Source organism: Leucobacter sp. UCMA 4100 (assembly GCF_027853335.1).
Taxonomy (GTDB): domain Bacteria; phylum Actinomycetota; class Actinomycetes; order Actinomycetales; family Microbacteriaceae; genus Leucobacter_A.
In genome coordinates, this window is sequence record NZ_JAFEUS010000002.1 from 663022 (window position 1) to 674717 (window position 11696).

The 11696-nt window shown below is 62.1% G+C and carries 9 protein-coding genes; all 9 read right to left on the reverse strand.

Annotation, left to right across the window (positions count from 1 at the left end; translation table 11 throughout):
- Positions 1-10: 10 nt before the first annotated feature.
- Positions 11-457 (reverse strand): hypothetical protein, encoded by a 447-nt coding sequence (locus JSO19_RS03345; RefSeq protein ID WP_270909729.1) that lies wholly within the window; start codon positions 455-457, stop codon positions 11-13.
- The gene (locus tag JSO19_RS03350) at positions 454-1182 is read right to left on the reverse strand and encodes a biliverdin-producing heme oxygenase (RefSeq protein WP_270909731.1); all 729 of its coding nucleotides are present in this window, start codon (positions 1180-1182) and stop codon (positions 454-456) included. Before JSO19_RS03350 ends, JSO19_RS03345 begins: the two co-directional genes overlap by 4 nt.
- A gap of 161 nt (positions 1183-1343) precedes the next feature.
- A complete protein-coding gene (locus JSO19_RS03355; protein WP_270909732.1) occupies positions 1344-4301 on the reverse strand; it encodes a hypothetical protein in 2958 nt (985 codons plus the stop codon).
- Positions 4302-4336: 35 nt separating this feature from the next.
- Positions 4337-5899, reverse strand: a complete 1563-nt coding sequence (locus JSO19_RS03360) for a hypothetical protein (protein WP_270909734.1) — start codon at positions 5897-5899, stop codon at positions 4337-4339.
- A gap of 4 nt (positions 5900-5903) precedes the next feature.
- Positions 5904-7475 (reverse strand): HtaA domain-containing protein, encoded by a 1572-nt coding sequence (locus tag JSO19_RS03365; protein ID WP_270909736.1) that lies wholly within the window; start codon positions 7473-7475, stop codon positions 5904-5906.
- On the reverse strand, positions 7472-8443 hold the full coding sequence (locus tag JSO19_RS03370; RefSeq protein ID WP_270909738.1) for a hypothetical protein: 972 nt from the start codon (positions 8441-8443) through the stop codon (positions 7472-7474). Before JSO19_RS03370 ends, JSO19_RS03365 begins: the two co-directional genes overlap by 4 nt.
- Positions 8440-9297 carry a heme ABC transporter ATP-binding protein gene (locus JSO19_RS03375; protein ID WP_270909739.1) on the reverse strand — a complete coding sequence of 286 codons (858 nt, stop codon included), beginning with the start codon at positions 9295-9297 and terminating at the stop codon, positions 8440-8442. The genes JSO19_RS03370 and JSO19_RS03375 overlap by 4 nt, the downstream gene beginning before the upstream one ends.
- Positions 9298-9314: 17 nt before the next feature.
- Positions 9315-10442 carry a FecCD family ABC transporter permease gene (locus JSO19_RS03380; protein WP_270909740.1) on the reverse strand — a complete coding sequence of 376 codons (1128 nt, stop codon included), beginning with the start codon at positions 10440-10442 and terminating at the stop codon, positions 9315-9317.
- Entirely contained in the window at positions 10439-11587 is a 1149-nt protein-coding gene (locus JSO19_RS03385) for a heme/hemin ABC transporter substrate-binding protein (protein ID WP_270909742.1), read from the reverse strand. The genes JSO19_RS03380 and JSO19_RS03385 overlap by 4 nt, the downstream gene beginning before the upstream one ends.
- Positions 11588-11696: the final 109 nt, after the last annotated feature.

An 11696-nucleotide genomic window follows, 5' to 3' on the forward strand; every position in this document is an offset into this window, starting at 1 on the left:
GCTGCGGGGGTTAGGGCGCGGGCTCGTCGCTGACGGTAACGGTGATTTCGTCGCTAATATCGCCCTGACCTTGGAAAACCACGGTCGACTCGCCGGGAGCAAGCGCCGTGATTCGCACCACGCTCACTTCCTCGCCGGTGGCCTCTTCGGTAATCTGAGCGACGGTTTCGTCTCCGTTCGCGACGCTCCATTGGTCAGTGGGGAGCGGCACGAGAACGGAGAGTTCTTCACCAACGGCGAGTTCGCCCTCAACCGAGGCGAGCTCGCCGACGACCCCGTCAACGACCGCTTCATTTGCTGGCCGCTCGTTTGTTTCTTGCGACCCTTCATCGCTGCTGCAGCCGACGCTGAACACCAGGCCAGCGCAGGCAAGCGCGACGAGCGCCGCTCGTTTCACTCCGAGAGGGGGCGAGACACAGTCATGACGAAGCCCCTCACCGTTCACCGAGCGGTTCATGCCTTGTACTCTGCGAAGCGAGCCTCGAGATCGCTCCCTGCCTCGTTGTTGAGCTGGTACGCGAGCGCGACCTCTTCGACCATGGCGTCCTTTTCTTGCTCACTGAACTCCATGGTGTCGAGCAACGAACGGTAGCGGTCTTTCCAGGCCCGCGGGTCTTCAATGTCCGGAAAATCGTAGAATGTCGTCCCTTCGCTGCCCGCCATCTCGTAGCTGCGACGAAACATCTTGGCGATCATGAGGCCGCCCGAAAGGTCGGCGAGGTAGCGCGTGTAGTGGTGGGCTACGAAGTGCGGGTACGAGGTCGCCGCGACCCCGTTCAGCCGCTCGACATAACGCATGATGCCAGGGGTCGCGTATCGCGTGCGCACTTCGTTCTCCCAGTTATCGCCCATCCAGTACTGCGCGTCGTTACGCAGCGACTCCAAGCGGTGCAACTCAGGCATCCAGAGTACGAAGTCTTCACCCAGGCGCTCACGATGGGCCAGGGTTGCCGCTTCAAGCGCCTCGTACATCAGAAAGTGCTGCGCCACCTGCGCAGCAACACCCGCACGGTTCAAACCACCACGCAGGTATGCAGTGCTGTATTGAGGCTCTGCGGCCTCTTCCGATGACCCCCACTCGTCGCCTCGGCCATGACCGCTCAGTGAAACCTCACGAAGTCGCTCGGCAAGCGTCATTGCTTGAGCGCCTGTCGCGCTGGGGTTCTGTACGGTTTCAGTCATCGTCGTGTCTCTTTCGTTGCTGTTCGGGAGAAGCTTTCGCTTCAAGCCCTCCTCAAAGGGGCCTTCGGATGCCCGGGCGGTTACGCACCCGGGCATCCGAAGGCAGTCACGGTGTGAGGCAGGAGGAGGATCGCCCCGCACCGGTATTCTCTGTGGGGCTGTTACTCGGCTGAGTGACCCTCACGACGACGTGCCATCACGAGCACGCCACCGGCGAGCAGCAGCAGAAGCGCTACGCTGCTCACGGCAATAACAGGTAGTGAGCTACCCGTGTTGGCAAGGTCGCCCGAAGGTGTTTTCGCACCAGGGGCCTTCGTGCCAGGCTTCTCGGCACCAGGCTGTTCGGTGCCGGGCTCCTCAGTACCGGGGTTCTCGCCACCGGGCTCCTCGGTTGAGCGCTTGGTCACGAGCAGTTCGACAGCCTCTGAGGTAACGGCCTCACCGAAACCGTTCGAAGCGACCGCACGAACCTTGGTGCCGTTCATTGCTTCGGTGACAGCCTCAAGGGTGAAGGTCTCAGCGGTTGCGCCTTCAACATCAACCCAGGTCTCCTCAGCATCTGCTGCGCGTGCCTCGTCGGCAGTTGCCGGTGCGAGGGTCTGCCACTGCAGTTCTGGAGCAGGGTCACCCGCGACCGTTGCGGTGAACACCGCGTCATCACCCACGGTCACCTTGACGGGGCCAGCAACCGAAACGGTTGGCGCTACGCCCGAGGTGTAGGTGACGGTCAGGGGCTTAGCGACCTTGGTTGGGTCAGCTGATCCGCCCGACTGGTAGAAGTACGAGCGAACACCGCTGTTGACGAAGCGCAGGAACTGGTTCGTCAGGGTCGCGCCCGAGAAGTCGCTCGCCCAAGTGCCGGGTGCGACCTGGCCTTCGAAGAGTGGGGCAACGGTGAACGATGTTTCAGTCGCTTCGGTGACCGGCTCGGCACCCTTGAACGTCTGCACAACGATGCGCTCTGGACCGTAGGTAACGTCTTCGCTGCCCATCATGCTGCCCAGGAAGTGACCGTCGGCAACAACCGAGAGGTAGCCGTCGCCCGCAGCGTTCATAAACAGCTGTGGCTGGCGGAAGTTCCACTCGGGCATGGTTCCCGAGGTGAGGCGGATCTCGCCGTCGTATTCGATGAAGACGTTGCCATCGGCGTCGACGTGGCCGGTTCCCTTCGAGAAGATGAACTGACGGTCGGCCGAAGCCTGAGTGGTGTCGTCTTCGGCAGCGGCAAGTTCGACGTTCCCGCCGAGAACAGCCTTGCCCGGGCCTGAGTGGAAGCTCACGAAGTTTGCGACGCCCCAACGAAGCTCGGCATCGGTGATCTCGCGTGCAGCTTCGCCGACCTCAATCGTGCCAACCGCGGGAGTCAGATCGACGATGCGGAAGGTGGTCTCGTTTGAGGTTGATGCTTCAAACGCAGCGGCGTCAGCCGGGGTGAACACGGCGCGAACCTTGTGTGCGCCACCCTCGAAGAGCTTGGTCTCAACCGTTGCAGCACCGGCGACGATGTCAGCCTGACCGAGGCTCTTGTCACCGGCGAAGAACTCGACCGAGCCAACAGCATCTGTCGGCTGAACCGAAGCCGAAACCTTCACCGTTTCACCAGCGAAGTCGGTCGGGTATTCACCGTTCTTCTGGCTGTTCACCGTGATCGAGGTCTCGACCGCGGCAGGTGCCTGAGGCTCAGCAAACTCGACCGGGGTGAAGACCTCGACGCCCTTGCTGCGCTGGCCGTGAGCACCGATCGTGATGAAGCCACACTGCACGCCCTCGGCGAGGCAGTTCACTTCGTTGCCTGCCTGAGTGGTGAAGGTTGCACCAGGAACCGGGTGCTCTTCGATGACCCAGTTACCCTGCTCGTCCATGTATTCCATGCCGGGCTCGGTGGTATTGCCGGGGTAGTTCACCATGAGCTGGTACACGCCGGCCTCGCCGATGTAGTCGTAGTTCACGCCGCTCACACCGCGCTTGGTCGGTGCCCAGCTGCCCTGGTCGGTATCGTCCTTGAGCTTGACAACACCGAAGAGGGTGTAGGCACCGCCGAAGACTGGACCGGTGTCTGGTGCGGTTGCGTAGTTCTTGCCCTCGAGACGCGCAGCGCTTGGCTCGTCTCCCGGGAAACCGCCCTCAGGCCAGGTCACTTTGAGGCTTGGCTGTGACTGCTCGGTTGCATCAAAGTTGTAGCCAAGCCCAGTAGCTGAGTTCTCTTCAGTCTCTGGCTCGGTTGCCTTCGCGGTTACCGCGAGGGTTGCAACCTCAGAGGTGACGGTGCCTGCCTCGTTTGAAACGACAACGCGCAGCTTCGCGCCGTCATCGTTCAGCGTGGTTGCAGCAACCTTCAGTTCTGCGTTCGTCGCACCAGCGATCGGGGCGAAATCATCGCTCCCCTTCGCTGCCCGCTCCCACGCATAGGTTGGTGCTGGGTCACCCGTTGCGGTGACGTTGAAGAGCGCGTCTTCGCTCTCAGTTACTGAGGCGGCCTGAGGCTGCTGTGAGATTTCTGGAGCAACCGTAACCACTGGATCAGCGAACGAGATGCCTACGTAGGCCTCGTTGTGGGCTGAAACCTTGCCGTGAGCGCCGAACGAGAAGAAGCCACAACCGGCCGCTGCCTCGAGGCAGTTAATCTCATGTTTGCCGAAGAAGCTCTGAACCGAGCTTCCGGCGACCTGAACCTCCATGCTCCAGTTGCCCTGAGCATCCATCACGCCATCGGCGACGTCACCGTCAACGTCGTTGCCGTGCGCAATAACGAGTCGCGGCGAACCGTAATCGTAGTCACCGGTGGGGCCGCTCATGCCGCCCTCACTGCGCCGCCAGAGTTCAGGGTCTTCGGGGGCAAGGTTCGCACCCAAGCCCACGTATACCGGAGCTTTCTCGTCATAGTTGAACCCGCGCAGGGTGACCGTTGTCGTGCCGTCGGGGTTGAGGTTCGTTCCCGGCGTCACGGTCATGTAAGCCTCGGTGTTGCTGTACGGGGTTCCCGTCGAGGTTTCACCCTCGGCAGCAAACGAGGGGGTCGCGACAGCGCCCGACAGCAAAAGCGCTGCCGTGACCCCGAAGGCTCCTGAGGCGACCAGGGAACGTCGCGAACGACTTCCCTGCTGTGCAGTTGTTTTCATGGTTTCTGTTTCCTTTTGTTGTGTGCAGTAAAGCGTTAGATGGTGGCCTGGTTGCCGCGTGCTCGTGAACGGGCGAGCACGAGCGTCGCACTCAATACGCCGCCACTCACGAGCAGGAGGCCTGCGAAGAGCGCGGTGCGTGCGGTGCTGTCGTCACCGGTGACGGCAAGGCCGCCGTTAACACCGAGCCCTCCGTTCTTGCCGGGAGTCTGGGCTTTCGGTGAACCGTTGGCTACGGGAACGGGCTGGCCGTCCTGTTTAGGAGGAACATCGCCGGGAACAGCCGGAGTCTTGTCGTCTTTTCCTGGGGTCTCAGGTTTCGGCGAGGGCTTATCGGCTTCGGTCTGCGTACCAAAGAACACCGGAGTGTAGGCCTCGTTCGCCGCTGCAAGGTTGCCGTGCGCACCGAACGAGAAGAAGCCGCAGAAGTCGGTTTCACAGTTGATGTCGCTCTGGAAGAAACTGTCGAACTTCGATCCGGGAATCTCGATTTCGAGGCTCCAGTCACCGTCCTTCGTCATCTCGGCTGACGCAACGTCACCGTCGGTCGAGTTGTGTGCCACCACGAGTTGCGGCAGGCCGTAATCGAAGTCTTCGCCCGGTCCACTCAGACCGCCGAGGCTGCGGCGCCACGAAGTCTTATCGTCGTGCTTGGCGAGCGAGCCAAGCCCCACGTAGATGGGTTTCGTTGAGTCGTAGCCACTACCGGTCAGTGTGACCGTGGTCGTACCGTCGCAAGAAAGGTACCGTCCCGGTTTGACCGACATCGTTGCCTTTGTGTCGCTGCCAAGGGGGCTGCCGGTCACGGTAAGGTCAGCGTCATCAGGAATGACAACGTCAGAGCAGTAATCTTGCCCTTCACCGGGTTTGCTGCCACCAGGTTCTTCTCCCCCGGTTCCTGGGCCAGGTTTGGGACCACCCTCACCAGGGCCAGGTTCGACGCCGGGCAATGTTGTCTGGCCTTCGAAGAGCACCGGTGTAAACACTTCGACCCCGCCGCTTCGCTGCCCGTGAGCACCGATGGTCATGAATCCGCACTGCACGCCCTCGGCGAGACAGTCGACCTCGGTTCCGTTTTGTGCGGTGAATGTTGCACCGGGAACGGGGTGTTCCTCAATGGTCCAGTTCCCGTCCGCGTCCATGTATTCCATACCCGGCTCCGTGAGGTTTCCGGGGTAGTTGACCATGAGCTGGTAGGTTCCGGCACCGTCCATGTAGTCATAGTTTTTGCCGCTCACGCCACGCTTCGTAGGGGCCCAGCTCCCGGGGTCAGCGCTGTCTTTGAGTGAGATCACCCCGAAGAGCGTGTATGCGCCGCCGAATGTCGCGCCGCCATCGGTTGACGTCGCGTAGTTCGTGCCGCTGAGCGTCACGGTGCTCGGCTCGTTTGCTGGAATACCGCCCTTGGGCCAGGTGACGGTGAGCGTTGGTTGCTCCTGCTTGACAGCGTCGTAGTTCACCCCTGCTGCGGTTGCCGAATTCGGAACCTCGTCGGTTGCCATGGCAGTCGCTGCGCCTCCGCCGAACGTGAAGGCAGCGACGCCGATGAGCAGCGCAGCGGCTGCTGCACCGCGTTTCTGATGCGATGTTTGGTGCATCCCGTTACTCCTTGTTTTCGTCAATCGTTGGGCTCTTGAGCGGTGCCCCGTGTGTCAGGCCGCTTCGTCGCCGTTGCATGAGCACTGCAGCGGTCAGCGCAGCACCGCTCAAGAGCAAGATGCCTGCGAAGAATGCGGTGCGCAGAGAAGCGTCGTCGCTTGCGACCACAAGGCCACCGTTGACCCCGAGTCCCGTGTTTTGTGCCCCTGCCCCACCGGCTCCGCCTGAGGTCATGTTGGGGTTCACCGCTACCGGAGCGGTCACGGGAACTTCAGGTACCTCATTCCCGGTGCCGTCTTTCGTGTCGGTGAAGTAGACAGGAACGAAAATCTCACCCTTCGCCTGTTTCTGACCGTGAGCACCAATGAGCATGACGCCGCACTGCATGCGGTAGCAATCAATGTCGATACCGTGCTGGCTCTCAAAGCGAGAGGCGATGAGCGGCAGGTCCATCTCGAAGTTGCCCGACGAATCCATCATCGGAAACCCCGGCACGGTCGTGTTGCCGGGGTAGCTCACCATGCTCTGGAAGGTTCCCGCTGGCTCAATATCTTTCGAGTAGGTAAAGGTCTTTCCTGACACCCCTCGGTGACCGGGGCCCCAGGCATCACCCGCGGCAGGGTCGATCCACCCGAAGAGCACGTAGAGGCCACCAAAGTTGCCTCCATTCTCGGCAGTCGTCGGAAAACCAGTTCCTTTGAGGTGCACAACCTGTTCAGTGTCAGCGAGCGAGTAGGCGGGGCTCACGGTCAGCGAGGCTCCGTATTGGTTACTCGCGGTGCTCTCGCCGTACGGGTCGGCCTTCGCCACCTCGGTTGGTTTTGGGGTGGTAACCCCGGGCCCTGGAGTCTCGGGGGTCTTGCCCGAGCCCTCCCCTTCGCCGCCTTCTTCGCCAGTTTCGTCAGGAATCGTGACGCCCTCGGGCCACAGCGTGAATGAGAAGCCATCGGTCTGATTGTTGTCGCCGCCGTACGTCGCCTCACCGTCTTGGCGAGGGAGGTGTTCATTGCCAATGACCGGAGGGAACCCGCCCTCGTCGGTTTCGATGACGACAGAGCCGTTGGACAGCTGGCGCATCGGCGTCTTTGCGAGGTCAAAGACTGCAAGTTCGAGCGATGGGGTCTTGGTCTTCGTGCCAAAGCTCTCGATCATGTCGACCGTGATCGTTGCCGTGTCATCGTCAATGTTCAGTTTGACCCCGTCGAAGTGCAGCCAGGGCGTGCCGAAGCCGTACAGCTTCATGCGCCCACCGAACTCGAGCTCGGCCTTCCCGTGTTTGAGGTCAACCCAGCCACTCTGCAACGGGAACTGTGCCCCGTCGTTGCCCTTGTGATAGGTCGCGCCATCGAACGCAGCGACGTACCCTTCGGTGTGGCCAAAGTTTTCGAGGTAGTTGCGAATCGAGTATCTGACACCCCAGTCGAGGTGGCCCTCGGCGATCTCGACCCGTGAAGCCTGATCGTCAGCGGGCTCTGCGGCAGCGCTCGCGGGTGCGACCCACCCGAGTGAGAGCGCAAGAGCGACGCCAAGCGCGCCAATGGTACGGCCCATTCGTGGGGCCTTCGTGCCCGTCATTCGGTTACTCCTTCTTCGTCAGCGGCCGGCTCTTCTGAAGTGGCGGCCGCAAGCTTCTTCGCTTTCGAACGTTTGACCAGCACGACAGAGGTTGCGGTGATGAGGGCCAGCACGGCAAAACCGAGCACGCCGATTACTACCCACGTCAGGGTCTCGTTCTCTGCGCGAGCAGCTTCTGGTGCGGCCTCGGGAGACTGCTGTTCTTGCTGCGTCTCAGTCGCTTCTGCGTCGTTGGCCTTATCGTCCTTCTCTTCACCCTTGGGCACCTTGAGCGTCGTCGCGTCGTCGGTGTTGCTGGGCGCATCGCCAGCGCTGAACTGCTGCACGGCTCCGGTGCCCGTCTGCACTTCGCCGCCAGAGGTCGTGAAGCTGATGGGGGTGAACGATTCGTTGTTAGCGTTCTGCAGCCCGTGCGCACCAATCGTGATGATGCCGCACTGCACCTGCAAGCAGTCAATCTCCTGGCCACCCTGCTGATTGCCACTGTGGGGGTCACCGAACGTTGCGGTGAACGTCGACCCAGGAATGGTCATCTCGGTGGTCCAGTTCCCGTTGGGATCGATCATGCTGTTGGCCGCTTCGGCCGACGATCCGCCTTGAAAAGCGACGAGCAATTGTGCACCCGGGGTTGCCGCGTAGGCATAGGTTTGCCCCGAAAGCCCGCCCTGGCTCGGTGCCCAAGCATTGGTTGTCGGATCACTCACAGCGCCGAAGAAGACGTACACCCCGCCAGGCGCGTTCGGCTGGTACTGAAAACCACTGCCGCTCAGGGTCACGGTCGTCGCGCCCTCGGCACTCGGGGTCGGTGAAACGTCAACGCGTGAGGCCGCGTGCGCAGGCTCAGCTGCCGCGAGTGCCCCGTAGCCGGCAAACAGCGAGGCAACGAGCGTGAAGGCCGCGATGCCCCGCATCCGTTTACGCTGAGGTCGCGCCATTGCCCACGTGGGTGTGGCTGCCTGGGTGGTCATTCCTTCTCCTTCTTCAGTGCATCGTTTCCCGTGCTCGCGGGAGCCTCGTCGGGAAAACGAACCGGGGTAATGAGCAACTCGCCGTTCTCGTCGGTGCGCACTCGCACCGGGTGCCGGTAGACCTCGCTCACGAGCTCTGAGGTCAGCACCCTTTCGGGTTCGCCCCACTCGCGCATGCCGCCCTCGTCGATCATGAGCACACGATCGCTGTAGGCAGCGGCTGCCGCGAGGTCGTGCAGCACCACGATGACGGCGCCGCCCTGGCGGGCATAACGCCTCGCGAGGGCGAGTACCTGCTCCTGGTAGTTGATGTCGAGTGCCGCAGTGGGCTCGTCGAGCAGCAGCACCTGGGTGCGCTGCGCCATCGCACGAGCGAGGGCCACGCGGGCTCGCTCCCCGCCCGAAAGCGACGTAAAGGTGCGCTCTGCAAACTGGTAGGTGTCGCTGCGCAAGAGCTCCTGCGCGATGATGCGATCATCGTTTTCGACGGTGCTCAAGAGCCGCCAGGGCGCGCGCCCCATCTTCACCACATCGACGACGTTGAACGGAAAACTGATCGCGTTGCTCTGCCGCAGCACGGCACGGCGAAGAGCAAGGTCTGGGTTGTTCCAGTCGCTCACCTCGGTCCCATCAATGGTGATCGAGCCACGGTAGCCGTAATCGCCGGCGAGGGCTCCGAGCAAGGTCGATTTGCCCGCGCCGTTCGGCCCGATGATCGAGAGCACTTCGCCCGCTTTGACGTCGAAGGAGATGCCCGAGATAATCTCGGTGCCACCGAGAGAAACCGCGACGTCGCGTGCTTCAAGCACGGTGGTCCCGATCGCGGCTGGCGTCGGCTCCTGCGGCGGTTTCATGCCGGGTAGGGTGATGCTCACAGCCAGCCCCCGTTCTTTTTACTGGTGGCGCGAATGAGGTAGAAGAAGAATGGGCCGCCGATAAGTGCGGTGAGCATGCCAAGTGGCAGCTCGGCGTAGCTCACGGCAGTGCGCGCAAAGGTGTCGGCCGCGACGAGCAGCAGCGCGCCGCCGAGAGCACTCGCTGGCACGAGCACGCGGTGGCCGGGCCCGATAATCATGCGGATCACGTGGGGCACGACGAGCCCCACGAAACCGACGATGCCCGCGAACGCGACCGCAGCCGCGGTCAACACCGCGACGATCATGATCGCACCGATGCGCAAGCGCTCGATGTTGAGGCCGAGGTGCCTCGCCGCATCATCGCCGAGGCTGAGGAGGTCGAGCTTGCCCGAGATCATGAACGCGAGGGCGAGCCCGATAATGACGAGGGGCAGTACGGTGCCGACCGAGGCCCACATCGATCCTGCCAGGCTACCCATTTGCCAGAACACGATCTGCTCGCGCTGGTTCATGTCGGCTGCGAACGTCATGAGGGCGAGGGCCGCACCGCCAAACGCGTTGACGGCGACGCCGACGAGAATGAGGGTGATGACCCGTGTGCGGCCGCCCGAACGTGAAATCGAATAGATGAGGAGCGCGGTGAGCACGCCGGTTACGAAGGCCCCCGCGGGAATGCTGAAGGTGCTGCCTGCAGCGAGACCCGTGATAATCATGAGACTCGCGCCAACGGCGGCGCCCGATGAGACTCCAATGATGCCGGGGTCTGCGAGCGGGTTGCCGAAGACGCCCTGCATGATGGCACCGGCCGAAGACAGCGCGGCTCCGACGAGCACGGCGAGGGCGACGCGCGGAAAGCGTACCTCCCAGAGCGCCGCGTCAGCGTTCGGGTGCGTCGGTTCAATACCGCAGGTGAGCCCGGCCTTGCGGCAGAGCGACCCGACGACCTCAAAGATGGGAATCTGCATCTGGCCGAGTGCGGCCGAGAGCAGGGTTGCAGCGACGAGGCCGACGCTCAAGATGATGAAGAGCAAGGCCACCTTGCCCTTTTGTGGCTTGGGCAGTTCGGTTGCTTCGACGTCGAAGTCGAGCACCCGCGGCAACTCCATGTGTGGCTCTGCCGGAGCCCCGGGGGCGGCCGTCATGAACGCCCCGCCTTCGCTTGGCTCTCATCGAGCTCAACGGTATCGAGATCGACGTGATAGATCGCTTCGGCGAGTGCCGAGAGCACCTCGGGCGTGCGCGGCCCCCAGGTGAACATCTCGTAGTCGCTCATGTCGACGACGCGCTTACGCTCGCCCGCTGGTGTTTGCGCGGTTCCCGGGACCTCGAGCAGCCCCTCGACGCCGCCAACCGATTCAAGCCCGAGGGTGAGCATCAGGTAGAGGTCTGGCTCAAGGTTCATGAGCCCCTCTGCGGTGAGGTTGCCGCTCGTCCAGTTTTCTTCACCAGCAACGTCGACACCGCCGAGTTGTTCGATGAGAATGCCCGCAATGCCGGTGCTGCCGTCGGGGTTATTCCCGTACATGTAGTACACGCCTGCCCTGCCGCGCATGTAGAGGAAGACCATGCGTACTTTGTCTTCTTCCTTCTGCGGAGCAATCGAGTGGATCTTTGCGATCGTCTCGTCGAGGGTCTTTTGAAACTCGGTCACGTATTCGTCGCCGAGCTCTGGAACGCCGAGCGCGGTCGCAACGTCACCAATGAGGCGCGAGATGTCGTCGATGTCTTCGGCACCGTCGAAGAAGATGACGGGAATACCTGCGTTGCGCATTTGCAACTGCACGTCATAGGGGCCGACGCTGTAGTCGGTGAGCACAACGGTTGGGTTGAGCTCGAGAATCGACTCGGCGTTGAGCGTGTGATTGTCCATCACGAGCGGCAGATCCTTTGCCGATTCCCACCCCGTGGTGAGGTCGCGGCCCACGACGTTCGGCCCGAAGCCGAGCGCCCAGACGACCGAGGCGAGACTGCCGGTCCCGTCGAGCGCAAGGATGCGGCTGGTGTCGGTGATTTCAACCTCAACGTCGTCCATGCCCATGAAGGTCACGGGTAGCTTGGGCTCGGGGTTGTCGGTAATAGGTTCAATATCGGCACTCTTCAAGAGCGCGGTGTCGGGCCCCTCAAAAAAACGGGGGCTCTCTTGGCTCGCGAGCGACCGGTCGGCAACGTTCGGCCCCTCGCCCACAAACAGGGCGCAGCTCGTGAGCACGAGCGCGAGAACTGCTGCGAGAGGAACCGAGACGAAGCGAGGCATTCGCGTGGAAACTTTCACTTTGACGTCTGGCACGCGACTTAGGCTAGCATTACTTAGGTCATATGTTCAATTGTTCGCCATACCTAAGTAAGGTTACCCTTAACTCGATATGATCTGAGGGGTTTGAAGTCTCTCCCTTCAA

What these genes read in the sequence shown, in the direction of transcription:
- JSO19_RS03345 (WP_270909729.1), bottom strand. Translation starts at nt 457, where the DNA reads ATGAACCGCTCGGTGAACGGTGAGGGGCTTCGTCATGACTGTGTCTCG.
- JSO19_RS03350 (WP_270909731.1), bottom strand. Translation starts at nt 1,182, where the DNA reads ATGACTGAAACCGTACAGAACCCCAGCGCGACAGGCGCTCAAGCAATG.
- JSO19_RS03355 (WP_270909732.1), bottom strand. Translation starts at nt 4,301, where the DNA reads ATGAAAACAACTGCACAGCAGGGAAGTCGTTCGCGACGTTCCCTGGTC.
- JSO19_RS03360 (WP_270909734.1), bottom strand. Translation starts at nt 5,899, where the DNA reads ATGCACCAAACATCGCATCAGAAACGCGGTGCAGCAGCCGCTGCGCTG.
- JSO19_RS03365 (WP_270909736.1), bottom strand. Translation starts at nt 7,475, where the DNA reads ATGACGGGCACGAAGGCCCCACGAATGGGCCGTACCATTGGCGCGCTT.
- JSO19_RS03370 (WP_270909738.1), bottom strand. Translation starts at nt 8,443, where the DNA reads ATGACCACCCAGGCAGCCACACCCACGTGGGCAATGGCGCGACCTCAG.
- JSO19_RS03375 (WP_270909739.1), bottom strand. Translation starts at nt 9,297, where the DNA reads ATGAAACCGCCGCAGGAGCCGACGCCAGCCGCGATCGGGACCACCGTG.
- JSO19_RS03380 (WP_270909740.1), bottom strand. Translation starts at nt 10,442, where the DNA reads ATGACGGCCGCCCCCGGGGCTCCGGCAGAGCCACACATGGAGTTGCCG.